Origin of the sequence: Pseudomonas sp. Ga0074129 (genome assembly GCA_001465025.1) — a bacterium.
GTDB lineage: Bacteria > Pseudomonadota > Gammaproteobacteria > Pseudomonadales > Pseudomonadaceae > Aquipseudomonas.
In genome coordinates this window covers 1-26,729 of sequence record LNDO01000044.1, presented here as the reverse complement: position 1 = coordinate 26,729, position 26,729 = coordinate 1, and the positions used below count along the sequence as shown (strand labels likewise).

The window sequence follows — 26,729 nt, the reverse complement described above, 5'->3', positions numbered from 1 at the left end:
CCATCCGCCACCGCCATAGACTGGCCGTGTGCACGGTTAATCGGATAGCATCGCGCGCTTTCCACAGCGACATCCAGGACTGCAGCCCATGAAGATTGTCTCCTTCAATATCAACGGCCTGCGTGCACGGCCGCATCAACTCGAAGCGCTGATTGAGAAGCACCAGCCCGATGTCATCGGCCTGCAGGAAACCAAAGTCGCCGACGAACAGTTCCCCGAGGCGCATATCCGCCAGTTGGGTTACCACGTGCATTATCACGGGCAAAAAGGCCACTACGGCGTCGCCCTGCTGTCACGTAAAGAACCGCTGAGCGTGCATAAGGGCTTTCCTGGTGATGCCGAGGACGCGCAGCGGCGTTTTATCTACGGCACCTTTGCCGACGCACAAGGCAATCCGGTGACGGTGATGAATGGCTACTTTCCGCAAGGTGAGAGCCGTGATCACCCGACCAAGTTCCCGGCCAAGCAACGCTTTTACGCCGACTTGCAGCACCTGCTGGTCAATCAATTCAACCCGGAACAAGCGTTGGTCGTGATGGGCGATATCAATATCTCGCCTGAAGATTGCGACATTGGTATCGGTGAACCCAATCGCCTGCGCTGGCTTAAAAGTGGCAAATGCAGCTTTCTGCCCGAGGAGCGCGAGTGGTTAGCCACCCTGAAAAACTGGGGTTTGGTCGATAGCTTCCGCCACCTCAACCCAGCGGTGAATGATCGCTTCAGTTGGTTCGACTACCGCAGCCGGGGTTTTGAGGATGAGCCTAAACGCGGCCTGCGCATTGATGTGATTTTGGCGTCTCAGGCCTTGCAGGCACGCATCGAAGATGCCGGTATCGACTATGACCTGCGCGGCATGGAGAAGCCCTCCGATCACGCACCTATCTGGTTAAAACTGGCCGAATAAGCCGGCCCAGAGCGGCTGCCCGATAAGTGGCTGTCATATTTCAGTCACTTATTTGTCTTATCGTCGCGGCACTTTCAGCCACCACATAAGGTGATTGCCGCATGCCGCGCACCCTCTCTGCTGCCGATCAAGAAACTTGGCCACGCACTATCAGTTTTCTGGTGCTCGGCTGTATCTGTTATGCACTGCCTTGGTCAGTCTTTGCGGCCCTGCCCATCCCTAGCGATAACAGCAGCGTGCTGCGCATACAGGGTTCCAACACCATTGGCGCCCGACTGGGCCCGGCACTGGCGAAGGGCCTGCTCGAAGAGCAAGGTTTGAAGGCCATTCGCATTGAGCCCGGTATGGCAGAAAACGAACAACGCGTGCTGGCCAAAACCGATGATGGCCGCAGTGTCGTTCTGGATGTGGCTGCCCATGGTTCAGGCACCGGGTTTACCTCCCTGGCCGCTGCCACTGCTGATCTGGCTGCCTCTTCACGCCCGATTAAAGACAGTGAAGCCCAGAGCCTGCTCGCCTTGGGTGATATGAACAGCGCCAGTGCCGAGCAAATCATTGCCCTGGATGGCCTGGCTATCATCCTGCATCCCAGTAACCCACTCGCGGCATTGAGCACCGTGCAACTGGCGCAAATTTTTGCTGGTGAAATCACGGACTGGGCGCAATTGGGCGCACCGGCCGGGGCCATCACCCTGTATGCCCGCGACGATAAATCCGGCACCTTCGACACCTTCAAAGAACTGGTGCTGAGCGCCAACAGCAAAGCTCTGGCAGCAAAGGCAAAGCGCTTTGAGTCGAGTGAGCAACTGTCGGATGCCGTCAGCCAGGATCGCAACGGCATTGGTTTTATCGGCCTGCCCTACATTCGCCAGGCCAAAGCCGTGGCCATTGCCTCCGGTGACTCACAGCCGATGCTGCCCAGTTTGACCCTGATCGCCACAGAGGATTACCCACTCTCACGCCGCCTGTTTTTGTATAACGCCCCCGATACAAACAACCCTTGGACCCAGGCACTGGTGCAATTCGCCCACAGCCCAAGGGGCCAGGCCATCGTTGAGCAAAGCGGCTTTATTGCGCAAACCGTGCAGGCCGTGAAAATTCCGGCGCATACGCAAATGCCAGCCAGCTACCAGGCATTGGCGCAAAATGCACAGCGCCTCTCGGTTAACTTTCGTTTTCAGGAAGGCAGCGCCAACCTCGACAATAAAGCCTTGCGTGATCTCAACCGGCTGATTAAGTACCTGCGTGACCACGACAAGCTGCGCGATAAAGTAGTGCTGGTTGGTTTCGGTGACGCAAAAGCCGACCCGGCCCGCGCCGAATTGCTGTCCAAGCTGCGGGCAATGGCGGTAAGGCGTGAGCTAAACAAAGAAGGGGTTATTTTCCGCGACATTATCGGCATGGGTGACGAACTGCCGGTGGCCGCCAACACCGCCGATGACGGCCGCATCAAGAACCGCCGCGTAGAGGTCTGGGTCTATTAACCGGTTACTGACCTTTTCTCGCTGCCGAGACGGTTTCTAAACAGTAAAACGCAAGAGGCCCGCATTCGCGGGCCTCTTGTTTAACGCTCAGCCTTAGCGGCTGGCTTTCATCAAGTCTTTCGACACGTACTTGCCAATCTCGAACTTACCAATCGCCGCACGGTGCACTTCGTCCGGGCCATCGGCCAGACGCAAGGTGCGCTGCATGGCGTACCAGTAGGCCAGCGGGAAGTCGTTGGACACCCCAGCACCACCGTGGATCTGGATCGCACGGTCAATCACCTTCAGCGCCACATTCGGTGCCACGACTTTGATCTGAGCGATTTCACTGGCGGCAATCTTGTTGCCCACGGTGTCCATCATGTAGGCCGCATTCAAGGTCAGCAGGCGCGCCATGTTGATTTCCATACGCGAGTCGGCGATGTGGTCAATGTTGCCGCCCAGCCGAGCCAGTGGTTTGCCGAAAGCGGTGCGACTGATGGAACGCTCGCACATCAGTTTCAGCGCACGCTCAGCCATACCGATGGAGCGCATGCAGTGGTGGATACGGCCTGGGCCAAGGCGACCCTGGGCGATTTCGAAGCCACGACCTTCACCCAACAGCACGTTTTCATAGGGCACGCGCACGTTCTCGAACAGCACTTCGGCGTGGCCATGCGGGGCGTCGTCGTAGCCAAACACCGGCAGCGGACGCAGCACTTTCACCCCAGGGGCATCCATCGGCACTAGAATCATCGAGTGTTGCTGGTGGCGCGGGCCGTCCGGGTTAGTCAGGCCCATGAAAATCATGATCTTGCAGCGCGGATCACAGGCACCTGAAGTCCACCACTTGCGGCCGTTGATTACCCACTCATCACCCTCACGCACCGCACGGGCCTGCATGTTGGTGGCATCGGAGGACGCCACCGCCGGCTCTGTCATTGCAAATGCGGAACGGATGGTGCCGTCCAGCAGCGGCTTCAGCCACTGTTCTTTCTGTGCTTCGTTGGCATAACGCACCAACACTTCCATGTTGCCGGTGTCAGGTGCGGCGCAGTTGAACGGCTCGGCTCCAATCAGTGAGCTGCCCATGATTTCAGCCAACGGCGCGTATTCGGTGTTGGTCAGGCCGGCGCCCAGTTCAGAGTCGGGCAGAAACAGGTTCCACAAACCTTCGGCTTTAGCCTTGGCTTTCAGTTCTTCCATGATGGCCGTTGGCTGCCAACGATCGCCCTCGTTGACTTGCTGCTCAAAGATGGCTTCGGCTGGATAGACATGGGTCTCCATAAACGCGGTGACGCGTTCACGCAGTTCCTGAACCTTGGGGGAGTAGGCGAAATCCATGGGGGCTACCTTCTGACGCTGATTGTGAGGAAATTCGGTGAATTAAAATGATGCTAGAACAGGACTTTGGATTTACCTAATCTATTCTCGCCGTGTATAAACATTCATCACCGATATATGATCCACTGATGCCGACAACCTGCGGAGCGTGCGTGAAATGAATTTGAACAAGGTCGACCTCAACCTGTTTGTCGTCTTCGATGCCATCTACACCGAGGCCAACCTGACGCGCGCCGGGCAGATTGTCGGCATCACTCAGCCAGCAGTTTCCAATGCGCTGGCGCGCCTGCGTGAAACCTTCAATGACCCGCTGTTTGTGCGCACCGCACAGGGCATGGTGCCTACGCCGATGGCTCAGAACATCATCGGCCCGGTGCGAAATGCCCTGCAGCAACTGCGGATCTCGGTACAGGAAAGTCGCATTTTCAATCCGGCGCAGGCCAACAAAACCTTTCGCATCAGCATGACTGACCTCACTGAGGCGCTCATCCTGCCGCCGTTGTTTCAGCGACTGCGACGCATGGCCCCCAATGTCAATATCGAGAGCATGCTGGCTCGTCGCCGCGAAACCACCAAGGAACTGGCCGCTGGCCGCTTGGACTTTGCCGTAGACGCCCCGCTCAATACCGACCCGCAGGTGCGTCACGTCAAACTGATGGAAGATCGCTACGTCTGCGCCATGCGCCGTGGCCACCCGCTGAACAAAGACAAAATCAGCCTGGATGACTACATGGCTCTGACCCACATTCACATTTCCAGTCGCCGCAGCGGTTTGGGGCATGTCGATCTGGCATTGGGGCGACAAGGCATGCAGCGCAAAATTGCCTTGCGTTCACAACATTACCTAATGGCCACCACCGTACTGCAGACCACCGATATGGCCATGACCGTGCCGGAGCGTTTCGCCAAACGCAATGACCTGCAGTTTTTCGAATTGCCCATCAAAGACATGATGCCGCTGGAAACGCATTTGTACTGGCACGAAAGCACCGACCAAGACCCGGCCAACCGCTGGATGCGCGAGCAAATTATTGAGCTGTGCCAGCTGGTGTGCGCGCGGGAAAAAGCAGAACAGCAATAAGCCCCGCTTGGCGCAGAGAGTCCTTATCAGCGCCTTCACGCAGCTTAGAAAGCGGCGTGAAGGCTTGCGACGTGGCCACCTGCAATTTCAAATCTAAACCAACGTCTACCGCGCAGTGAGTCTTGCAGCTAAACCTTGCTGGAGTTTTGCCATTGGTTTAACCGCTGCCGCTAGCAAGGGCTTTCAGAGAAAAGTGGGGACGGCTTATCCAAGCAGCTCGCTAAGTGGAATAAACCGCAGGCTATCGCCTTCTGCCAGCGTCGTGTCTTCCAGCACTTCGGCAAATCCATCGGCCCAGGCTGCGCTGCGCAGCACACCGGAACTCTGATTCGCATAAGGCACCACCCGACCATTCTCCAGACGCGCGCGCAGGTATTCACGGCGCTTGCCCGGTTTGCTCCAAGCAAAACCTGCCGGCATAGCAAAGCCCAGCGGCTCGACCCGCTGAACGCCCAAGCGGCGAAGTAAGTAAGGTCGGGCAAGTAGGCCAAAGGTCACCAGGGTCGAAGCCGGATTGCCCGGCAAACCGATCACCGGCACACCGCGAAACTGCCCGCAGGTCAGCGGTTTTCCTGGTTTGATCGCCAGCTTCCATAGTGCCAGTTCACCCTCTTCACGCAGGGCCATACCGAGATAATCCGCTTCGCCCACCGACACGCCGCCGGTAGAGAGAATCAGATCAACACCGCTCAATGCAGTCAGGGCCGCACGGGTCAGTGCGAGGTCATCAGGTAAGATGCCGCCGTCGACTACCTCACAACCCAAACGCTCCAGCCAGGCAATCAGCAAAGGTCGATTGCTGTTGTAGATCTGCCCGAGACCTAAAGGTTGGCCAGGCTCGACCAGCTCATCGCCGGTGGATAAAACCGCCACACGCGGCCGCCGACGTACGCGCAACACCGCGCAGCCCAGCGATGCAGCCAAACCCAATTCGATAGGCCCAAGGCGCGTGCCTGCGGGCAACACACAGTCACCCTGCCGCGCTTCCTGCCCTTGGGGGCGGACATTCTGGTTGAGCTTCAATGGCTGGCTAAACAGCACCCGGCCATCGGCTTGCAGCACGGCGTTCTCCTGCATTTCCACAGTATCGGCACCGGCCGGCATGGGCGCGCCGGTAAAAATCCGCGCGCAGGTGCCAGGCTGCAAGGGTGCTGGGGCGCTGCCAGCCTGAATCCGCTGACTGACGTGCAGCGGTTCGCCCGTCCAGTCACTCAAACGCAAGGCATAACCGTCCATGGCGCTATTGGCCCAAGGCGGTAAATCCAAGGTGGCAACCAGTGGTTCAGCTAATACCCGGCCTGCGGCTGCGTGGAGACTGACGTGCTCGATCTCTTCAATCGCACTGGCTTCAGCCTGCGCCAGCAAACGCGCCAACGCCACTTCAACGGGCATCAGCCCCGGCATATCACAGCCGCTCATCCACGGCTCTCGCAGGGCGCTGCGGCTTTCAAATGCGCGACGAAATTGCACGGGCGGTGACGGTTGTCCAACTGCTCGGCGAGGATGCCGTCCCACGCTGTACGACAGGCGTTGGTCGACCCCGGCAGGCAGCACACCAGCGTGCCATTGGCCAGCCCGGCCAAGGCGCGGGACTGAATGGTTGAGGTGCCGATGTCAGCTACGGAAATCTGTCGGAACAGCTCACCGAAACCATCTACTTGCTTGTCCAGCAGGCAGGTCACCGCTTCCGGCGTGCTGTCGCGGCCGGTGAAACCTGTGCCGCCTGTGATCAGCACCACTTGCGCTTCATCTTCAGCAATCCAGGTCGCCACCTGAGCGCGGATTTTGTACAGGTCGTCCTTGAGCAGTACCCGCGCGGCCAATTGATGGCCCGCTGCCTGCAAACGATCAACCAGCAGTTGACCAGAGGTATCGGTGTCCAGGGTGCGGGTGTCGCTCACCGTCAAAACGGCAATGTTCAGGGGCACAAAAGGTGCGTCGGCCTTATGGCTCATGGCAGGCTTCCGGTTATGGGCAATAATGCCCGCCGTTATATCACAGGGCTGTTTTCGGAGACCGTTTATGCCTGGCACAAATACCCCATCCACATGCTCGGTGTTACTGCTCGCTGGCGGACGCGGACAGCGCATGGGCGGTGCCGACAAGGGCCTCTTGGAGTGGCAAGGCCGCCCCCTGATTGCCTGGCTGCATGATCTGGTTCGACCGCTGACGGACGATTTAATCATCTCCTGCAACCGCAACAGTGACCGCTATGCCTGCTTTGCCGATCGCCTGGTGCATGATGATGACAAGGACTTCCAAGGCCCACTGGCCGGAATCCGCGCAGGACTGCGGGTAGCGCAGCACGCGCATCTTTTATTGTTGCCCTGTGATGCGCCCCGGCTTGATAACGCGTTGCTGCACACGCTGCTGGATCAGGCGGGTGAACGTGCCGTGGTACTGCGTCGTGGCGACTATTACGAGCCGCTGTTTAGCCTGATTCCTTGTGCATTACTGGCTGATCTTGAACAGGCCTGGCAAGCCGGCGAACGCAGTCCGCAACGCTGGCTGCGCAGCCTCGACCCGTTGACAATCGACTGCGCGCTCGCCGACCCTCGTTTGGCAAACTTCAACACGCCAGACACACTCGTCACAGCCCGATAAAGCGCTGCCGGGGAACTTGGCGGGCAAAATTTCGTCGTACCTAAAGCCGCTTTAAATCACAAAGGAGATTGTTATGACTCAACGGATCACTGCAGCACTGCTGCTGACACTGGGCTTGGCCACGCTTGCTGGCTGCGCCTCGCCTAGCGTGATCACCCTCAACGATGGCCGTGAGATTCAGACCACTGACGAGCCAGAGTTTGATGAAGAAACGGGCTTTTACGAGTTCGAGCAACTGGATGGCAAGCGCGCCAAGGTGAACAAAGACCAAGTGCGTACGCTCAAAGAACTTTAGGACTCAAGCTGGGCGATGCTACGCATCGCCCAGTACGGCATGGACGCTTTTTACGAACTACGCCGATAGAAAAAATTAAACGCTAACCCCTTGTACCGTAAAACTTTTTCAGTAGAATCTCGGCCATCGGAGTGTAGCGCAGCTTGGTAGCGCGTCTCGTTCGGGACGAGAAGGTCGCAGGTTCGAATCCTGCCTCTCCGACCAAAATCAAAAAGCCCGCATCAACAGATGCGGGCTTTTTTGTGCCTAGGATTTGTAAGGCGCAGCAGCATAGCTGCCGATGATGGGGAACTCAGGCTGCACTAATAAATGCAGCGACCTGCTCCGCTTCGAATGGCCAGTTCAACTCTGCCCCGCTATCGATACGCCTCAACACAGGAATGCGCAAACCGTATTGTTCGACCCACTGCTCATCGTCAGCGATGTCGATCAACTCAACCAATAAGCCGTGTTCAACAAAAGGCATCAGCAGCGCTTCGGCGACTTCGCACAGGTGGCAGCCAAGGGTGCCCAGCAACTGACATTCCGGGAGCATGTTCGCGCCTCCAGTTAGAAATGGAGGCGCAGTTTAGCATTACGACTGACTTATTCGTCGCTGGCAGGGTTGCTATCCAGCGCCGGATTGAGCTGCTTTTGCAGACCATCAAGCAAGCGGCTGTTGAGTTGCTCCGCCTTATCCAGCCGCGCACTGTCAAAGCGCTCATCCAAGGCGAAGCCGCCCTTAAGCAGATCGAGCAGACTGCCTTTAGCGCTGCTTTCCTCGGCCACCTGACTGGTGCTACGCAGCGCCTCCAGCAACCCCTGAGCGTATTCAATCAGCGAATTATTGACCGCGCTGGCTGCCTGCCCACCACTCTGCGCCACAGCGCTGTAGGCATCAGTGGCCTGCCTTACGCTGGTTTGCGTCAGGTTGAGTGACAGTGAGGCCAATTGTTCACCGTCCATTTCCAAGGCCATGGCACGGTCAAATGCGCCGGCCATGTCTCCGGCATAAAAGCTGTTGGATAACTCCTGCACCTGACTGAACAGCTTCTCCAGCGCGCCCAGTTCGTCTGCATCCAACTCGCCTTCAACGCTGACCTGCCAAGCACCGATCTGCATACTGCCGGACTGAGTGCTGGCAACTAGAGCGCTGGCGTTGCCATTACTGCTCGCCGCCACAGGGCTTTGCGACCAGTTGGCCGAGGCTTGGGCGATGGAAATGCGTAAACGATCACCGTCACGGGTAGTCACTTGCATGTCGAAGGTTTCGGCCTGCGCGGCAAAGCGCTCGCTGTAAGCAGCTGCGGAAACATTGCTATTACTGGCCGATGCAGGCGGATTAAAGCGTTGGTCCAACTCGCTAAAACCGTCCTGGATTTTCTGGTAGGTGTCGTCGATGTCGCTCGCTACCTTGCCCTGCAGCACGCCCATGCCGTCGAGAATCTTGCGTGCTTCGGCAAAGCCCTTTTCAACACCGCTGCGAGCCTGCTCCAAGAGGCTTTGTAATTTGGCCGGATCGGCTCCGGCGGCTTGCTCAGTCTGCAAGCGCTGTTCGATAAAACCCAGAATTCGCCCGGCAACTTTCTCTGGGGTGTAGTCATTGGTTTTACCCGCTAACGCGCCCGGTTCAAAACCCAAACGCTCAGCCAGACGATTCGCCAGCGTGGCTTGCGCATCAAAGGCTGGAGAGCGCGCAGCGGAGGGAGTAAGCGCCGTTGCAGGACGCGATGAGGAGGATATAAGCGAGGCCAGAGGATTCATAACGGTTTACCTGGGCAATCTATCTTATCGGTTGACGGCCATAAATGGAAAAACTTAAGCCCTCAACCGCTTAACACGATAAACGGTCAGGCTGCCCGTTTAGAGCCATTTATCAAATAGTGTGAGCGGTTATTTGATTGCCATGGCCTGTCATTGGGCGACCAAAGTCTAAGGGCCAAGCAACGCCGAGCATGTTTTATTGCCACTCGCTGTAACAGATCGGCCATAAACCGACCCGCACACACGAGGAGCTAACAATAATGAGTCAATCTCCCCTCGCCCGCGCCGTGGCTCTCGCCGCGCTGGGTTCCTGCCTCACACTGCCATCGCTGGCTCAAGCTGAATTTATCAAGGACAGCAAAGCCACCATCGAAGCACGTAACTTCTATTTCAACCGCGACTTTCGTCAGGATGGCGGCAGTCTCGCCAACGGCCAGTCCAAACAAGACGAATGGGCTCAAGGGTTTATTCTGCGTTTAGATTCGGGCTTCACTGAAGGCACAGTAGGTTTTGGTGCTGATGCGATTGGCACCTTCGGTTTCAAACTTGACTCCGGCGACGGCACATCAGGTAGCGGCTTGTTGGTTCCTGATAAATCGGGCGGGTCTCAGGACAACCACTCAGATCTGGCGTTAGCGGCCAAGGTTAAAGTGTCCAAGAGCACGCTACGCGTAGGTGCCATGCAGTTCAAAAACCAGGCGATCTCCTCTAGCGACTTACGCCTCCTGCCGCAAATTTTCCAGGCAGGGCATTTGGTTTCTCAGGAAATTGAAGGCCTCACGCTGGACATGGGCCATGTCCGTGAGATGAACGACCGCAACTCTAATGACTACCAAGACATCTCACTGACCACCGGCGGTCGTCGCGGCATCACAGTCACAGGTACCAATGCCACTGACTCATTCAGCTTTTTAGGCGGCAGTTACAAGGTCACCTCTGACCTGACGGCCGGCTACTACCACTCCAAGCTGGAGGATATGTACAAACAGAACTCGTTCAGTCTGGTACACGTGCTGCCGCTAGCCGACAAACAGACCCTGAAGACCGATCTGCGCTATGCCCGATCGACTGACGAAGGCCGTAGCAATATCGACAACAAAGCCCTTGGCGCGATGATTACCTATGGTATTCAAGGCCATAGTTTGGGTTTGGGTTACCAGAAAATGAGTGGTGACACAGGTTTCGCTTACATCAACGGTACCGATCCGTTCTTGGTTAACTACGTGCAGATCGGCGACTTTGCCAACAAGGATGAAAAGTCCTGGCAAGCGCGTTATGACTTCAACTTCGCCAGCATCGGCATTCCGGGTTTGACCTTCATGACCCGCTACCTGACCGGTGACAACGTCGAGTTGGGTGCTAACCGTTCCGAAGGCAAGGAATGGGAACGCAACACCGAATTGATGTATGTGTTCCAGGAAGGTGCTTTGAAAAACCTTGGCGTGCGCTGGCGCAATGCGTCTGTGCGCTCGAACTTTGCCAATGATATCGACGAAAACCGTCTGATCGTCAGCTACACCCTGCCGCTGCTTTAACGCTTTCAGCAGGCTGAAATAGAAAGGCCCGGACACTGTCCGGGCCTTTTGCATTACGTGTAGCCATCAGTCCTGGCTTACGGCACCGATCTTATGCACCGAAAGGTCGGCACCGTAGTACTCCTCCTCCTGGCTCAGGCGAATACCCACGGTGGCTTTCAGTACGCCGTACACCAGCACACCGCCGATCAAGGCCACCACGACACCTAGCGCGGTGCCGATGAACTGGCTGGCGAGGCTAACGCCGCCCAGTCCACCCAGCATCTCCTGACCGAAGATACCGCAGGCAATCCCGCCCCACACGCCGCACAAGCCATGCAGTGGCCACACGCCAAGCACGTCGTCGATCTTCCATTTCACTTGGGTGGCGGTAAACGCCCAGACGAACAGCGCGCCAGCAATCGCACCAGTGGCCAACGCCCCGACCGGGTGCATCAAGTCAGAACCGGCGCACACCGCGACCAAACCAGCCAGCGGGCCGTTGTGCAGGAAGCCCGGGTCATTACGGCCGACCAGCAAGGCCGCTACTGTTCCGCCGACCATCGCCATCAGGGTGTTGACCGCCACCAGGCCGCTGACGCTGCCCAGGGTTTGTGCGCTCATCACGTTAAAGCCGAACCAGCCGATGATCAGAATCCACGAGCCCAGCGCCAGAAACGGGATATTCGAGGGGGCAAATGCCACCAGACGTCCATCGCGGTAACGTCCATTACGACGACCCAGCAAAATCACCGCGCCAAAAGCCAGCCAGCCGCCCATGGCGTGGACCACCACCGAACCAGCGAAGTCATGGAAGGTGGCGCCGAACTGCGCCCCCAGCCACGCCTGAAAACCGTAGTTGCCGTTCCAGATCATCCCTTCGAAGAAGGGGTAGATAAAGGCCACGATCAACACCGTGGCACACAACTGCGGACCGAATTTGGCGCGCTCAGCAATGCCGCCAGAAATGATCGCCGGGATGGCGGCCGCAAAGGTCAGCAGGAAGAAGAACTTCACCAAGGCATAACCGTTGCCCTCGGTCAGCACACTGGCCGGTTCAAGGAAGGTCACGCCGTAGGCGATCCAATATCCGACAAAGAAATAGGCCAGAGCCGATACGGCAAAGTCAGAAATGATTTTCGACAAGGCATTAACCTGATTCTTCTGCCGCACGGTGCCCACTTCAAGGAAGGCAAAACCGGCGTGCATCGCCAGAACCATGACAGCGCCCAAAAGGATAAACAGGGTATTGGAGCCGTGAATCAGTGTTTCCACAGCACTGTTGATGTTGTCCATCTGCGAAGAAAACTCCGTCGCGAGGAAAAGCACCAAAGAAGATCACAAAGGTAAAAATACGCACCAGAGTGCAGCATTTCTCCATTGTCATCTCACCGCAATCAACCTCTTAAAGCACCAAACCAGTGCTTTTAGAGATTCATAGCGTGGCACTAATTCCATAGTTATTAATGAGTTAGTGATGCACCACGGCGTCCAGGCCAAAACCTTTGCAGCCCCATTAAAGAGCGCATAAGCAAAGGAGCGCACCAGCACAATGCAAGCGCTGTACCACCCGTAAACTTGGGTGCATGGGGTAATACGGATAGATGACCGAGAAAAAAGGAACCCCTGTCCAGCTCAGGACTCGAACGCATACACTCACACCGTTACGCTTAGGAGAAACACCATGGCCCGTAAAAACCCTGTGTCCGCTAGCCAAGACCAACTGCTTGAAGAGTTTCAGGCGCTGGTTAGCGACACCGAGCGCTTGCTGCACCAATCCGCCAGCCTCGCGGGCGACCAGGCTGAAGCACTGCGCGAGCAAATTCGCAGCAGCTTAGGCCGCGCGCGAAGCACCTTGCATAACGCCGAAGACGCCCTTCAGGTGCGCGGCAAGGCAGCGCTGGACGCGACAGAGGACTATGTGCAAAGCCATCCTTGGCAAACCCTGGGTATTGCAGCGGCCATCGGTCTGCTGCTGGGCATGTTGATTTCACGGCGCTAACGAGAACCCGTCTATGGATGCAACACCTTCTACGCCGCCCAGCAGCGGACAATCGCCACGTCGCTTTGCCAGTGCTTTGCTCGGCTTGCTGCACGGTCATCTCGCGTTGCTTGCCGAAGAGTTCAAAGAGCAGCAGCAGCACACGCTTAGCTTGCTGGTATTGGCCAGCCTAAGCGTGGTGTTCGGTTTCCTGCTGATTATTGGCTTATCTGCGGCGTTGCTAATTGCCTTCTGGGACAGCCATAAACTGCTGGTCATCACAGCCCTCTGCGCCACTTACGCCGCGGGCTTTTTGTGCGCATTAGTGACCCTGCTGCTGCGCCTGCGTGATGCCCCTGCCCCGTTTAGCGCCAGCCTTGAAGAACTGGCCCGTGACCGTGAGCAACTGCTGCCATGACGATGCCCGAACTGCCTGCCAATGCTTCACGCCGTGAACTGCGTAAAACCCTGCTGCGCATGCGTTTGGAAATGCACCGCCAGGAATTACGCCACGAGACCTTGGTAATGCTGCAACCGTTGCGCCAAGCGCAACAGCTAAAGCGGTATTGGCGAGACGAATTAAACGGTGGCGCACCAGTTTGGGTCGCTTCGGGCGCGTTGCTGTTAGCCACCTTGGGGTTGGGCAAAGGCCATTGGCGGCGCTGGCTGCGTATTGCTCTGATTGCTTTTCCCTTGTTGCGGCGCAATCCACCGCGCCAAGCAAGCGACCCGACTAAAGATGTTTCATCAGGGGATTAATCTGGCCACGATCTTGCTTTAACCCCAGGCTTAATCGCCCACAAGGCGCAGCGCCTGCTTAAGGAAGCCGACCGTGTTCAATGGACAACCGCTTGCTGTTTTCCAACCCTTCATCGATACCGCCACCGGGCGTATTGCCGGTGTTGAAGCACTGGCGCGGCTGCGCAGCGATGACGGGCGATTGCACTCGGCGGGTCCATTGTTCAGCGACCCCAAAACACCGCCGGCCGCTCTACGCCGCCTAGATCGTGAAATCCGCCGCCAGGCGCTAAGTCGCTTTCATGAGGCGCCTTCGGACTGGTTCCTCAGTTTAAATATCTCACCGCGCTGGATCAGCCGCCTTCGTCCAGCGCAGCCTCTGCCCAGCCTTAAACAACTGGGACACAGTGGCATTGACCCGGCACGGATTGTGTTTGAAATCACCGAACTGGGTGGTGCGAGCAGCCGTTTGCCCGGCGTAGTGGCGTCTTACCGCCAAGCGGGGGCGAGAATCGCCATCGACGATTTTGGCGCAGGCTATTCGCAGCTCGACCGCGTGCTGGCTTTGCAACCGGACATACTCAAACTCGACATGCGCCTATTTCAACAAGCTGCGCGTGGCGGCCCCAGCAGCGAGGTGGTGAAAGCGCTGGCACAGATGGCGGAAAAAACCGGCTGCTGGATCATTGCCGAGGGAGTCGAAACCGAAGCAGAGCTGGATTTTGCCCTCGAATGCGGCGCGCGCTATGTGCAGGGCTATCTGTTTGCTAAACCTGAAGAAGCCTTTTTCAGCAGCCAGGCCTTTGTTAAACGCTTTGCTCAACTACGCGACCATTATGTGCAACAAAAACTCGCCGAGCGCGCACGCCTGATGACGCTGCGCCAGCAACTAGGCGAGCTGATGAACAGCTTCAAAACCTGGATCAGTGCGGGCGAACACGCCGAACAATTACCCCATCCGCACGCCCACCCCTGGCTGCTGCGCATTTACCAATGCGACCGCCATGGCACCCAACTTGCCTCGCAGATTCCAGCTTTTTACATGCAGATGGCTGCTCAATCGGCGAAAGGATGAAACTTTATTTATACGGATGACACTTTATTTTCATCCCACAACTGACTGCCAACCTGGAATGGCGCGAACAGACCTGGCACAGCGACAGCCGCTACATCGGCCACAACTGGTCCTGGCGACCGTACTTCTACCAGCTGTTGGCCGAAGGCTGGGAAGAACGCCGACTGATTCTCTCCAGCACCTACCGCGACGCCACCACCAACCAGTACTGCCTGACAGCCGGACAATTTATCGACAACGGCAAGCGGCTCTTGCTCATCGACATCGACGCCGCCGGTTTTTAACCGAACCTCGCCTTGCATCAACGGCTTAGAAGCTTGAAGCTAGCCGGCACAGGCAACGGCGAGGACATCCCTTGGATTGGCAAACCCTGCTCACCCGCGAACGACTCGGCAAACCGACACACAGCGTTGCCGAACTGGGTCGTACGCCGTTTCACAAAGACCACGACCGCATCATCTTCTCCGGGGCCTTCCGCCGCCTGGGGCGCAAAACCCAAGTGCACCCCGTGTCGAGTAACGACCATATCCACACACGCCTGACCCATTCGCTGGAAGTCAGCTGCGTGGGCCGCTCGCTGGGCATGCGCGTTGGCGAGATGATCCGCGACGCCTTGCCTGACTGGTGCGAACCCAGTGATTTGGGCATGGTGGTGCAGTCCGCCTGCCTGGCCCACGACATCGGCAATCCACCGTTCGGCCATTCTGGCGAAGACGCCATCCGCCACTGGTTTCAGCAGGCGGCTGGACGCGGCTGGTTGGATTCCATGAGCAGCGCCGAACGTGGAGATTTCCTTAGCTTTGAGGGCAACGCCCAGGGCTTTCGCGTACTGACTCAGCTGGAATATCACCAGTTCGACGGTGGCACACGGCTGACCTACGCCACCCTCGGCACCTACCTGAAATACCCCTGGACGGCGCGACACGCCGAAGCCCTCGGCTACAAAAAACACAAGTTCGGCTGCTACCAGAGCGAGTTACCGCTGCTCGAGCAAATCGCTGGCAAACTCGGCCTGCCGCAACTGGATGATCAGCGCTGGGCACGCCACCCGCTGGTGTACCTGATGGAAGCTGCCGACGACATTTGCTACGGCTTGATTGATCTCGAAGACGGCCTGGAAATGGAGTTGCTCGACTACTGTGAGGTCGAAGCGCTGCTGCTGGATCTGGTGGGTGATGATTTGCCGGAAACCTACCGCCAACTCGGTCCGGACGACTCACGCCGGCGCAAGCTAGCGATTCTGCGCGGCAAAGCTATCGAACACCTAACCAATGCCGCCGCCGAAGCCTTTGTTGAACAGCAAGACGCCCTGCTTGCCGGAACCCTGCAGGGCGACTTGGTCGAGCACATGCACGGCACGGCCAAGCGTTGCGTGCAGAGTGCCAAGGACATGGCCCGGCAGAAGATCTTCCACGACAAACGCAAAACGCTGCATGAGATCGGCGCGTATACCACCTTGGAAATCCTCCTAAACGCCTTCTGCGGGGCTGCTCTGGAGCAACATGGCGGGCGCACGCCCTCCTTTAAAAACCGCCGCATTCTTGATCTGCTCGGCAATAATGCGCCGGATCCCAACTGGCCGTTGTACCGCTCATTTCTGCGCATGATCGACTTTATTGCCGGCATGACCGACAGCTATGCCACCGAAATGGCGCGCGAAATGACAGGCCGCTCCAGTCCGGTATAAGCCATGAATAACGTCTTGCGAGAAAGCTTCAGCTGGCACCCCGGACCAATCGCCTGGGGGCCGGCTGTGATCGCGGGTTTGGGCTGCGCCTTGCCGTTGCTACTTGGTTTGTTCAGTGGCCATCCGGGGTTTATCTGGGCCTCGGTGGGAGCATTCCAGGCGGCGCAGGCTAATCCGCTGCATCGCCTTGGCATGCTGCGCATGTTGATGCTCTGTGGTCTAGGCGCCTGCAGCGCAGGCGTTGGCTTTTGGGCGGGCAGTCACCCGGATGCAAGCCTGCTAATTTTTGCCTTGTTCGGTTTCCTGCTCGCCTGGCTGCAACGTTTTGGCAGTGAAGCCGGCAAGCTGGGCATCGGCTTGGCCATCTGCTTGTGCTTGGGTCAAGGCCAGTACGGCATGGGAACGCTGAATAACCCCTACGCCATCGCCACCCTGTTTATCCTCGGTGGGCTCTGGGTCATGCTGCTGGCCTTTGGTTACCGGGGCTTACATGGCTTGCGCATGTGGCCCCACATGCCGCGTTTTATCAGCATTCTCAAAGTCCTCAAGCGCCACGCCAAACGTCTACCACAACAAAAATGGCGGCTGCATGCGCTCGGCTGCACCCTGGCATTCGCACTCTCAGGGCTAATCGTCAACCTGGCCGACTTGCACCGGGGGTACTGGTTGACGCTGACTGTCATTTCCACCTTACAGCTCAACTTTCAGGCCAGTCTGGTGCGCGCAGTGCAGGCAACAATGGCCAGCCTCGGCGCGGCGGGGTTGCTGATACTGCTAGGGCATAGCCTGCAAGACCCGAGCATGATGGTCGCCACACTACTTCCGCTGATCGTGCTGAGTCGGGCATTACAAGCCAAACATTACGGTCTGTTCGTGCTGCAAACCAGCGTGTGCTTTGTGCTGCTGGCCGAAAGCCTGGCGCATGACTGGCACCTGCCAGAGGTACGTTTGTTCAACAGCCTGCTGGGCGTTGCGCTGGCCCTGTTGGTCGCCTTGTTGATTTACGGGCTTGAGCGTTGGCTAAACAACCACTGGCGCACCACTGCTAAGTAGTTATGGCCGCGGTTAAACCGTGAAGCGAATCCGGGCAAAGCCGGCCAAGCTTCACTATGCTTGACAATCGGTCGGCGCGAGCAAGGAAAGGCAGGATGCAAGAGCACGCACGGGGCAAAACAGGAATGCGCGCAAGGCGCTTTCCGCTGCACATTCATATCAGTGCACTCTTTACCTTTTTGCTGCTCAGTTCGGGCGCGCTGCTCGGGCTGTTTAACTACCAGCAAACCAGCGACATCATCCTCAGCAGCAGCAACCAGTTGTTTTCCCAGATGCGCCAGGAAGTCAAAGCGGATCTGCGCAACACCTACCAACCCATTAACGCCATGATCAACTTGCTGGCGCGTAACGAGCAGGTCAACGGTCGCGACCGCCATGACCGCATGGTCATGTTGCCCATTTTTGCTCAAGCCCTGCGCGACAACCCTAAGCTGGCATCGATCTACATCGGCTATGGCAATGGTGATTTCTTTATGGTGCGCCCACTGCGCAGCCAAAAACTGCGCGATATTTTTTATGCGCCCCCTAATGCGGCGTTTCAAGTGTGGAGCATCGACCGCATCAGCACGCAGCAGGCCGACTCGGAACATCAGTTTTTCGATGCGCAGTTAAAACCGCTCAACCGTCGGCAAAACCTCCGTGAAACTTTCGATCCGCGCAGCCGCGCTTGGTATCACGGGGCGCTGGACAGTGAGGCGCATTTCACCACCGCACCTTATGTGTTTTTCTCCAGCAGTGAGATCGGCACCACCATCGCGCGTAAAAGCAGTGCTGAAACAGTGATAGGTGCAGACCTTACTTTGGATGATCTTTCTGCGACGCTCGCGGCTCATCAACTCACGCCATCAACCGAAGTGGTGCTCTACAGCAGCGATGGTAGCGCGGTCGCCTATCCCGACAGTTCACGCTTGGTTATCCCCGGCCAGACCCTGCAGTTGGCTCCGCTACACACCCTCAGCCCCGTTTTGGCAGCGTTCCGCGCGCTGAATCTGCAGCAAGACCACCAAGGCGTGTTGATGCTTAACCAACAACGCTGGCACGTATCCTACAGCCGGTTAAGCGAAGGTGGCCCGCAGGGCTTGCACTTGGCCTTGATGGCGCCCGAACAGGAACTGCTGGCCGACGCCTACCGCATTCGCTGGCAAGGTGCCGTTCTGACCCTGAGCATCTTGTTGCTGTGCATTCCGCTGGGCTGGGTGTTCTCGACCATCTTGGTCAAACCACTGCGCGTGCTTGTGGGTGAATCCGAAGCGATACGCCGTTTTGATTTCGACCACCCGGCCAGCGGACGCTCCATGGTCAAGGAAGTCGATCAACTGGCTGTGGCGATGAAACACATGAAAGACACCATCGCCAGCTTTCTCGACATTACCGCCAGCCTGTCCGCCGAAACCCGCTTTGATGCACTGCTGCATCGCGTGCTGCGTGAAACCGTCGGTTTGAGCGAAGCCAGTGGCGGTTTACTTTACCTACGCGACATGAACACCGGCCGGCTAGAACCTTACGAACTTTTGATCGATCAAGAGCCGCAAAGCTTACTCAGTCACGTTATTCCCGTGTTCGAGCAGGCAGACGCGCAACTACCGGATTGGCTCGCGCAGGTTGCCAATGGCGGCGACAGTGTCACGGTGGCCCTTGGCTTTGAGCATGCGCAAAGCTTCCAAAGCCTGCTGCATGCGCTCGAAAGCCCACGCGCTCACTTGGTTTGTACGGGCCTGCATAATCGTCAGGGGCAAACCTTGGGCGTGCTGGTACTCCTGCACCGCGACACCGGCGATGAAACTCGGCTGGCCATGCTACGCCCTGAACGCATTGCCTTTGTGGAGGCGGTATCAGGCGTTGCAGCGCTGTGCATCGAAAGCCAGCGCCTGCTCGATCAACAGAAAAAACTGCTGGACGCATTTATTCAGCTCATCGCGGGGGCCATCGACGCCAAAAGCCCTTACACCGGTGGCCATTGCCAGCGCGTACCCGCCATCACGCTGATGCTCGCCCGCGCCGCTGCCGACAGCACCCAAGCGCCCTTCAATACTTATCAACCCACCGAACAAGAATGGGAGGCCCTGCATATCGCGGCCTGGCTGCATGACTGTGGCAAGGTCACCGTGCCGGAATATGTGGTGGACAAAGCCACCAAACTGGAAACCCTATGCGACCGTATCCATGAGGTGCGTATGCGTTTCGAAGTGCTCAAGCGTGATGCCTGGATTCTCTATTGGCAGCACGTGAGCCAAGGCGGTGATACCGAGCGCCTGAGCCAGGAGCGCGATGCATTATTGGCGGCGCTGGATGAAGAGTTTGCCTTTATTGCCCGTTGCAATCTGGGTGGCGAAGCCATGGCCGAGGCCGACTTGCAACGCCTGCGGGAGATTGGCGCACGCACTTGGACACGCACATTGGACGATCGCCTGGGCGTATCGTGGGAAGAAAACCTGCGACAGACACGTCAGCCTGCGCAGCCACTGCCTGTGCAGGAAACATTGCTTAGCGACAAAGCGGAGCACTTGATCGAACGGCCTGACACTGAGCGAATCGCTGAGGACAATCCTTGGGGCTTCAAGCTCGACGTGCCCACCTATAAATACAACCGTGGCGAGTTGTACAACTTGAGTATTAGCCGCGGCACGCTGACCGAAGAAGAGCGCTTCATCATTAACGGCCACATGGTGCAGACCATCCGCATGCTCAGCCACCTGCCCTTCCCGCCGCACCTGGCTAACGTCGCTGAAATTGCCGGTGGTCATCACGAGAAAATGGACGGCACCGGCTACCCGAAACGCCTCAAGCGTGAGGACATGAGTTTGCCGGCCCGGATGATGGCCATAGCCGATATTTTCGAGGCGCTCACGGCGGCTGACCGTCCCTATAAGAAAGGCAAATTACTCTCCGAATCGCTCGCCATCATGGCAAGCATGTGCAAAGGCGCACACATCGACCCCGAGTTGTTTGAGCTGTTTATTCGCGAGCGGATCTATCAGAAATATGCCGAGTTGTTCTTACACAAGGAACAGATCGATCACATCGATCAAGCGGCATTACTGGCCAAGGCGGGATTAATTTGAATGGCCGCTACGCAGAAGGGATTAGTGCGGGTAGAGAAGGAACTGAGGCTATTCCCGTGTTATCAGCGCGCTGCCGACAACACGGGAAAGAGTTGTAGCGATTAAGCCTGGGGAATCGGAGTATCCGGGTACCAGACGTCAATCAGCGGGCTGACAGTGAAATCCACCAGCTCGTCACGGCCCTTGAGCCAGGCTTCAACAGCGGCGCGCTGCTCAGCGCTGACCGAACCACGCTTGGACAGGCATACCAGACCGAAGTCATCACCGCCAACATAGCCAAGGCCGTTAGCGGTCATTGCTTCACTCAGGAACTGCTCAAGAAAGCTGTCGATGGCTTCATCAGCCAGGTCTTGCTTGAAGTTCAGGTTCAGCTCAAAACCCAGCTCCTGGAATTCATCCACGCAGAGTTTTTTGCGCAGACGGCGGGAACGGTTAGTAGCCATGGGACAATCCTCAAAAGTAATTACGCGCGGCACTTTAGCAGTTTCAGCGCCCAAGTGCCTGCCTGGAAGACGACAGGTGCGTCATCTTCGTCTTCATCCAAGCCATATTGTTTGAACTGCGCGCGCCTTTTAGTTGGACGCGTGTTCAGCGAAGCCCATTAAACTACCGCTTGTTTCGCTCATCGTGGCCAGCACAACAGCAGAAACTATCGCCGCGCCTCAGCCAATCGGGCATAGCTGCAATTAAAGTCCTGTTAATCAAGAATCTGGGCGCTCAGCCAGGGCCATCCTGGGGCATAATCATTCTCATAATCTAAATCTGCGAATTTTGCTTCGCACTGTCTATTTCCCCTCAACAGGAGGGTATCTACCCATGATCAAATCATTGCGTCGCCTGGCACTGGCCAGTCTCTTGTTACCGGTGTGTTTACCTCTGGCAGCAGCCAATGGCGTGTTATCCAACAAAGTTCAGCAATCACTGAAAGCCAACAAGATCAGCAGTCAATCCTTGGCTGTCGCCTTGGTGCCGCTCAATGGTCCCGGAAATAGCAACTTTGTGAATGCCGATATTTCCGTTAACCCAGCCTCAACCATGAAGCTGGTCACCACCTACGCGGCACTGGAATTGCTCGGCCCCACGCATAAATGGAAAACCGAGTTCTTTACCGACGGCCAGCTAAAAGACGGCGTGCTAAACGGTAATCTTTACCTTAAAGGCGGCGGTGATCCCAAGCTGAACATGGAGCGCCTGTGGCTGATGATGCGCGACCTGCGCGCTAATGGTGTGCTGCAGGTTAACGGCGATCTGGTGTTGGACCGCAGTCACTTCGTGCAACCGCAATTGCCCGAGTTCAACGATGACGGTGGCGATGCCAACAAGCCGTTTCTGGTCACGCCCGACTCCCTACTGGTCAACCTCAAGGCGTTGCGTTTTATCGCCCGCACCGAAGGCGGCAAAGCCTTTATTGCGATTGAGCCACCGATTGCCAGCATTCGCATCGACAACCGCCTCAAAGTCCTGCCTGCCGCCAAATGCCCAGGCTGGCCGGACGTGCGTTATAACCCGGTTACTGAGTTTGACGGCACTACGGTGATCGTCACCGGGCAACTGCCCAATGGTTGCAGTGCGCAAACCTACCTCTCCTTGCTCGACCACCCGGGTTACGCGGCCGGTGCCATTCGCGCAATCTGGCAGGAGTTGGGCGGCAGCATCATGGGCAAAGACCGTCTGGCACCGGTGCCGGAGAATGCGCGTTTACTGGCACGGGCCTTTTCTCCGGATCTGACCGAAATCATCCGCGACATCAATAAATTCAGTAACAACACCATGGCGCGTCAGCTTTACCTGAGCCTGGGCGCGCAGTTCCGTAACTCCGCTGACCAGGATGACAGCAAGGCCGCGCAGCGCGTAATCCGCAGTTGGCTGGCACGCAAGGGTATTACTGCTCCCCATCTGGTGATTGAGAACGGTTCAGGTCTGTCTCGCGACGAACGCGTCAGCGCACGAGAAATGGCTGCCATGTTGCAGGCAGCTTGGAAGAGTCCCTATGCCGCCGAGTTCATGGCTTCACTGCCGCTGGTAGCAATGGACGGCACGATGCGCAAACGCCTGCACCGCACCCCCTTGGTTGGTGAAGCACGGATCAAAACCGGCACGCTCAACAACGTGCGCGCCATCGCCGGTTACAGCCGCGACAGCAACGGCAACAGTTGGGCCGTGGTGGCCATCCTCAACGACCCACGTCCATGGGGAGCTTCGTCGATTCTTGATCAGGTACTGATCGACCTCTACCGCCAGCCAAAACCAAAACTCAGCGCCCAGCGCTGAGTCACCCGCCGCGGCGTCTGCATGACGCCGCTTCTTCGCCGCCCTCAGTTCAACAACAGGCCATGCTGCATCGGCTGAGCAACAAGTTTAAGCGAGGGCGACGCTCCAGATAGAAGAGCAATAAGCGCCAACAGGCCTGTTGCAAGAGCAGGCTTGAAGGGCGGCGTGCATCAGGGCAAAGTGGCAGAAGAACACGGAGCATGGTTGGGCTCCGGATAAGAATAATGAGAGTGCGAAATGCCTCGGCTATACCTCGCGGTGATGCTCTTCTGCTTAATTGGACCGGCGTGGGCCTTACAGCCCGCAACGCTGGACAGCAGCGACTTGCACCTGTCACTCGGCCCTGCGATGGCCTATCTCGAAGACCCCAGAGGTGAATTGAGCGTTGAAGAGGTCCGCGAGATGGACGATCAACGCTTCACCCCAGTCAACGGCGAACATGCCAATTTGGGCAAAAATGAATCCGTCTGGTGGTTCAAAGTTCAGCTCAACAACACCCTCAACCGCCCACTGGCCGGCTACCTGGAGGCCAACTACCCGCTGCTCGACCACCTGCAAGTGTTTCTGCTTGGTGCTGATGGCGCTTATTACATGCAGGAGAGCGGCGACCAATACGCGTTTTCTCAACGCCCGGTCAAGGTCCGTAACTTCTGGTTCCCGCTGGAATTGGCCCCGGGCGAGAGCACCCTGCTGGTCAGGGTCAACACCACCAGCACGATCTACCTGCCGCTGTATTTCAGCACCTACCAGGCCAGCGCTGTGGCCCAGGAAAACCTCATGGGCATCAACGGCGCGTTCTACGGCGTGCTGTTTGCGATGTTCTGCTACAACCTGTTCCTGTTTATTTCCCTGCGTGAAGCCGCGTACTTCTGGTACCTGATTTACAACCTGAATATGGTGCTCTTCGCCGCCAGTTTTGACGGCATGTTGTTCAAGCTGCTGCCGGAGCACGTCGGCATGCAGTCGGTGAGCATCTACATCCTGATGTTTATTCACTGCTTGACGGCCACCCAGTTCAGCCGCCACTTCCTCCACACCACTCAATATTTCCCACGTTTGGATATGGGCCTGAAGCTGTTCATGTTGCTGGTGGCCGGCTGCTTGCTGTCGGTGCCACTGATTGGCCTGCAAGCATGGAATATTCTCGCCAGCCTGACGGTGCTGGCCGTATCGCTGGTGTTGCTGCTCAGCGGTGCCTACGTCTGGCGCAAGGGGCTGCGTTACGGCTCCTATTACATCCTCGCTTGGGGCGTGCTGCTGGCTTCGTTTATTGTCGCCACATCCGGCTCACTGGGTGTTGAACTGTTTGGTCTGTATGGCTCAGCGGTGGTCAAAGTCGGCGTCACCATCGAGTTGATCACCCTGTCGATTGGCTTGGCCGACCGCATCAACCTGCTCAAAGAAGAAGGCTTCCAGTCGCGTCGTGCGGCCGAGCAAGCAGGTATCGAGAATCAGGCCAAGAGTCGCTTTCTAGCGAAGATGAGCCATGAAATCCGCACCCCACTCAATGGCGTGCTGGGCATGCTGCAACTGCTCAAGGAAACCTCACTGGATCGCAGCCAGCGATTCTATGTCGACACCATCTCCAGCTCCGGCAGCTCGCTGATGGCCGTGATCAACGACATCCTCGACTACGCGCGCATCGAGTCCGGCAAGCTCAACCTGGAAGACATTGAATTTGATCTTGAAGAACTGATTTCAGAAACCCTCAGTCTGTTTACTGGCCAAGCCTTGGATAAACGCCTGCGATTGTATGTGAGCCTGGAAAACGGCATACCTCGGCGCACCACCGGAGATCCAACCCGGCTCAAGCAAGTGCTGATGAACCTGCTCAGCAATGCCCTCAAATTCACCGATGAAGGTCATGTGGCGTTGAACGTCAGCCGCCGCAATGATTCGCAAGGCAATGCGCACCTGATTTTTGCCATCAGCGACAGTGGCATCGGCATCAGTGATCAAGCGCTTAGCCAGCTGTTTGAGTCCTTCGCCCAAGGCGACTCAAGCACCACCCGCCGCTACGGCGGCAGCGGTCTGGGCTTGGTCATCAGCAAGGAGTTGGTGGAAATGATGGGGGGGCGCATCGAAGTGCAAAGCACATTGGGCCAAGGCACGCGGTTTGCCTTCGATGTGCCACTCAAAGACGTAGCCATTGCCGCTGACCCACTCTACGAATTGCTCAAAGGCCGCACAGCGCTGCTCACCTCCCTAGACGGGCTGGGCCTCGATGCGTTGAGTCGAACGCTGGGCCGCTGGGGCATGCGCACCGAGCGCTGTCAGAATCCGGAAACCCTGCACAGCTACCTGCAAGAATTCGCTTCACCGCCATTGCTCGTACTCATGGCTCCATGGCCGGGCAGCATTCAGCACTGGCTTGATTCCCTGCAGCCACTGCTGCAACCCGGCCAGCGCGTATTGTTGCTTTGTGCGCCCGAACAATGCCGGCAACTGCCCAACCCGGAACATCTGCGCGTGCTCGGCCTACCTCAACCTCTGGCCATCAATGCCTTACGTGACGCCTTGCTAGAGCTTTACACAGAGCCACGCAGCAGCACCATTGAGCCCGTCGCACTGCCGCTCAAGTACGCAGCACGCACGCCATGCATTCTCGTGGCCGAAGACAACACGGTTAACCAGCTAGTGGTGCAGGGCTTTCTAAAAAAACGCGGCTATAACGTGCGCCTCGTCACTAACGGGCTGGCAGCGCTGACTGAATACCAACGCGACCCGAGCGCCACACAGCTGATCCTGATGGACTGTGAAATGCCGGAAATGGACGGCTTCGAAGCCACACGCCAGATCCGTCGCCTGGAGCGAGAACATAACCTTGCAGCCGTGCCCATCATCGCGCTTACGGCGCACATCCTCGATGAGCATCGGCAACACGGTGCACAAGCCGGCATGAATGACTTCCTCGGCAAACCGCTGGACAGCAACATGCTCTACAGCACCCTGGAAAAGTACCTAACAGCCAGGCCATAAGACACATGGCCAGCCGGCTCAGTGCGCGTTAGCATCGCCGCTGAACTTTGGAGTACCTGCCGTGCTGATACCCTATGACTTGCTGGAAGCTGACACCCTCACTCGCCTGATTGAAGATTTCGTCACCCGCGACGGCACTGATAATGGTGATGAAACGCCCTTGCAGATACGCATTGAGCGCGTGCGCAAAGCCCTCGGCAATGGTCAGGCAGTGATTGTGTTTGATGCCGACAGCCAGCAATGCCAGTTGGCCCTCAAGCGCGACGTACCCAAGGAATGGCTCGACGCCCTTGAAGACGCCGACCGTTGAGGACAACCTGAGCGTCAAATAACCAACGTCAAGATGTTTCAGCAGCGCCGCTGTAAGCTGAACGCTACACTGCGTCTATTATTCCAATCATCCGAGCCCTGCATGCCTCAGTCGTCGCCTATGAAGCATCAACGATCGCTGATCGTCGTGCTGCTGGTTTTGCTTAGCTGTGGCTTTTTGGCTACATCCTTGGTCAGTTATTACACGGCTCTGAACTCAATCCGCGACGGCATCATCAATACCGAATTGCCGCTTACTTCGGACAATGTCTACTCGGAAATCCAGAAAGACCTGGTTCGCCCCATCCTGATTTCGTCAATGATGTCGCGTGATACCTACGTACGTGACTGGGTGATCGCCGGAGAGCAGGATGCCGAACAGATCACTCGCTACCTGCGCGAAGTGCAGGAACATTACGGCACGGTCACCAGCTTCTTTGTCTCCGAAAAAACCCTCACCTATTACCAGGCTAAGGGCATTCTCAAACGCGTTAAAAAGATGAGCCGCGCGACGCTTGGTATTACCGTGTGCGGATTCCACGCTGACTCGGACACCCATTCCACGCACATCCGGACAGTGATTCCACGCTGATCCGGACACTCATTCCACGAGCATCCGGACACCG

Annotated in this window: 22 protein-coding genes, 1 tRNA gene and 2 pseudogenes; 18 read left to right on the top strand and 7 right to left on the bottom strand. The window is 57.3% G+C overall.

Going from position 1 to position 26,729, the window contains the following annotated elements; all coding sequences use genetic code 11:
• The first annotated feature begins 88 nt into the window (after positions 1-88).
• Together xthA and AUK77_RS03145 are read left to right on the top strand one after the other, a co-directional pair.
• Positions 89-904 carry an exodeoxyribonuclease III gene (gene xthA / locus AUK77_RS03150; RefSeq protein WP_296126009.1) on the top strand — a complete coding sequence of 272 codons (816 nt, stop codon included), beginning with the start codon at positions 89-91 and terminating at the stop codon, positions 902-904.
• A 101-nt stretch (positions 905-1,005) separates the two neighbouring features.
• On the top strand, positions 1,006-2,388 hold the full coding sequence (locus tag AUK77_RS03145; RefSeq protein ID WP_296126006.1) for a phosphate ABC transporter substrate-binding/OmpA family protein: 1,383 nt from the start codon (positions 1,006-1,008) through the stop codon (positions 2,386-2,388).
• A 93-nt stretch (positions 2,389-2,481) separates the two neighbouring features.
• On the opposite strand, the gene AUK77_RS03140 is transcribed toward AUK77_RS03145, so the two are convergent.
• Positions 2,482-3,711, bottom strand: coding sequence for an acyl-CoA dehydrogenase (locus AUK77_RS03140; protein WP_296126004.1), 1,230 nt, complete (start codon positions 3,709-3,711; stop codon positions 2,482-2,484).
• A gap of 157 nt (positions 3,712-3,868) precedes the next feature.
• On the opposite strand from AUK77_RS03140, the gene AUK77_RS03135 reads away from it, so the two are divergent.
• Positions 3,869-4,792, top strand: coding sequence for a LysR family transcriptional regulator (locus AUK77_RS03135; RefSeq protein ID WP_296126001.1), 924 nt, complete (start codon positions 3,869-3,871; stop codon positions 4,790-4,792).
• A gap of 204 nt (positions 4,793-4,996) precedes the next feature.
• Here AUK77_RS03135 and glp read toward each other — a convergent pair whose 3' ends face one another.
• Both glp and moaB read right to left on the bottom strand, forming a co-directional pair.
• Positions 4,997-6,211, bottom strand: a complete 1,215-nt coding sequence (gene glp / locus AUK77_RS03130) for a gephyrin-like molybdotransferase Glp (protein ID WP_296125998.1) — start codon at positions 6,209-6,211, stop codon at positions 4,997-4,999.
• The gene (gene moaB / locus AUK77_RS03125; protein ID WP_296125996.1) at positions 6,208-6,747 is read right to left on the bottom strand and encodes a molybdenum cofactor biosynthesis protein B; all 540 of its coding nucleotides are present in this window, start codon (positions 6,745-6,747) and stop codon (positions 6,208-6,210) included. The genes glp and moaB overlap by 4 nt, the downstream gene beginning before the upstream one ends.
• A 67-nt stretch (positions 6,748-6,814) precedes the next feature.
• Between moaB and mobA the strand changes: the two genes are divergently transcribed.
• The 3 genes from mobA to AUK77_RS03110 all read left to right on the top strand — a co-directional run bounded on the left by mobA (position 6,815) and on the right by AUK77_RS03110 (position 7,895).
• Entirely contained in the window at positions 6,815-7,396 is a 582-nt protein-coding gene (gene mobA, locus AUK77_RS03120; RefSeq protein WP_296125992.1) for a molybdenum cofactor guanylyltransferase MobA, read from the top strand.
• A 73-nt stretch (positions 7,397-7,469) separates the two neighbouring features.
• Entirely contained in the window at positions 7,470-7,691 is a 222-nt protein-coding gene (locus AUK77_RS03115) for a YgdI/YgdR family lipoprotein (RefSeq protein ID WP_296125991.1), read from the top strand.
• 127 nt (positions 7,692-7,818) lie between these two features.
• A tRNA-Pro gene (locus AUK77_RS03110) sits at positions 7,819-7,895 on the top strand.
• An 88-nt stretch (positions 7,896-7,983) separates the two neighbouring features.
• Here AUK77_RS03110 and AUK77_RS03105 read toward each other — a convergent pair.
• A complete protein-coding gene (locus tag AUK77_RS03105) occupies positions 7,984-8,226 on the bottom strand; it encodes a glutaredoxin family protein (RefSeq protein ID WP_296125988.1) in 243 nt (80 codons plus the stop codon).
• 50 nt (positions 8,227-8,276) lie between these two features.
• Positions 8,277-9,434, bottom strand: coding sequence for a DUF5610 domain-containing protein (locus AUK77_RS03100; RefSeq protein ID WP_296125985.1), 1,158 nt, complete (start codon positions 9,432-9,434; stop codon positions 8,277-8,279).
• Between the two features lie 260 nt (positions 9,435-9,694).
• Between AUK77_RS03100 and AUK77_RS03095 the strand changes: the two genes are divergently transcribed.
• On the top strand, positions 9,695-10,969 hold the full coding sequence (locus tag AUK77_RS03095) for an OprD family porin (RefSeq protein WP_296125983.1): 1,275 nt from the start codon (positions 9,695-9,697) through the stop codon (positions 10,967-10,969).
• A 66-nt stretch (positions 10,970-11,035) separates the two neighbouring features.
• On the opposite strand, the gene AUK77_RS03090 is transcribed toward AUK77_RS03095, so the two are convergent.
• Positions 11,036-12,244 carry an ammonium transporter gene (locus AUK77_RS03090; RefSeq protein WP_296125980.1) on the bottom strand — a complete coding sequence of 403 codons (1,209 nt, stop codon included), beginning with the start codon at positions 12,242-12,244 and terminating at the stop codon, positions 11,036-11,038.
• A gap of 388 nt (positions 12,245-12,632) precedes the next feature.
• Between AUK77_RS03090 and AUK77_RS03085 the strand changes: the two genes are divergently transcribed.
• From AUK77_RS03085 to AUK77_RS03055, 7 genes and pseudogenes are all read left to right on the top strand, one after another.
• Positions 12,633-12,950 (top strand): YqjD family protein, encoded by a 318-nt coding sequence (locus tag AUK77_RS03085; RefSeq protein ID WP_296125977.1) that lies wholly within the window; start codon positions 12,633-12,635, stop codon positions 12,948-12,950.
• Positions 12,951-12,963: 13 nt separating this feature from the next.
• On the top strand, positions 12,964-13,347 hold the full coding sequence (locus AUK77_RS03080; protein WP_296125974.1) for a phage holin family protein: 384 nt from the start codon (positions 12,964-12,966) through the stop codon (positions 13,345-13,347).
• Positions 13,344-13,688, top strand: a complete 345-nt coding sequence (locus AUK77_RS03075; protein WP_296125970.1) for a hypothetical protein — start codon at positions 13,344-13,346, stop codon at positions 13,686-13,688. Before AUK77_RS03080 ends, AUK77_RS03075 begins: the two co-directional genes overlap by 4 nt.
• A gap of 73 nt (positions 13,689-13,761) precedes the next feature.
• Positions 13,762-15,026 (top strand): annotated as a pseudogene (locus AUK77_RS03070) (EAL domain-containing protein).
• A 71-nt stretch (positions 15,027-15,097) separates the two neighbouring features.
• The gene (locus tag AUK77_RS03065) at positions 15,098-16,429 is read left to right on the top strand and encodes a deoxyguanosinetriphosphate triphosphohydrolase (protein WP_296125968.1); all 1,332 of its coding nucleotides are present in this window, start codon (positions 15,098-15,100) and stop codon (positions 16,427-16,429) included.
• 3 nt (positions 16,430-16,432) lie between these two features.
• Positions 16,433-17,482, top strand: coding sequence for an FUSC family protein (locus AUK77_RS03060; protein ID WP_296125964.1), 1,050 nt, complete (start codon positions 16,433-16,435; stop codon positions 17,480-17,482).
• A gap of 95 nt (positions 17,483-17,577) precedes the next feature.
• Positions 17,578-20,544 carry an HD domain-containing phosphohydrolase gene (locus AUK77_RS03055; RefSeq protein ID WP_296125961.1) on the top strand — a complete coding sequence of 989 codons (2,967 nt, stop codon included), beginning with the start codon at positions 17,578-17,580 and terminating at the stop codon, positions 20,542-20,544.
• A 101-nt stretch (positions 20,545-20,645) separates the two neighbouring features.
• Here the strand turns inward: AUK77_RS03055 and AUK77_RS03050 are convergent, their stop codons facing one another.
• Positions 20,646-20,987: a YggL family protein gene (locus AUK77_RS03050; protein WP_296125958.1), complete on the bottom strand. Its 342-nt coding sequence runs from the start codon at positions 20,985-20,987 to the stop codon at positions 20,646-20,648.
• Positions 20,988-21,360: 373 nt separating this feature from the next.
• On the opposite strand from AUK77_RS03050, the gene dacB reads away from it, so the two are divergent.
• The 4 genes and pseudogenes from dacB to AUK77_RS03030 form a co-directional block, all read left to right on the top strand.
• Positions 21,361-22,815 carry a D-alanyl-D-alanine carboxypeptidase/D-alanyl-D-alanine-endopeptidase gene (gene dacB / locus AUK77_RS03045; protein ID WP_296125955.1) on the top strand — a complete coding sequence of 485 codons (1,455 nt, stop codon included), beginning with the start codon at positions 21,361-21,363 and terminating at the stop codon, positions 22,813-22,815.
• A 237-nt stretch (positions 22,816-23,052) separates the two neighbouring features.
• The gene (locus AUK77_RS03040; protein ID WP_296125953.1) at positions 23,053-25,794 is read left to right on the top strand and encodes a hybrid sensor histidine kinase/response regulator; all 2,742 of its coding nucleotides are present in this window, start codon (positions 23,053-23,055) and stop codon (positions 25,792-25,794) included.
• A 61-nt stretch (positions 25,795-25,855) separates the two neighbouring features.
• The gene (locus AUK77_RS03035) at positions 25,856-26,104 is read left to right on the top strand and encodes a YheU family protein (RefSeq protein WP_296125951.1); all 249 of its coding nucleotides are present in this window, start codon (positions 25,856-25,858) and stop codon (positions 26,102-26,104) included.
• 102 nt (positions 26,105-26,206) lie between these two features.
• A pseudogene (locus AUK77_RS03030) lies at positions 26,207-26,637 on the top strand (GGDEF domain-containing protein); the annotation flags it as partial.
• Between the last annotated feature and the right edge of the window lie 92 nt (positions 26,638-26,729).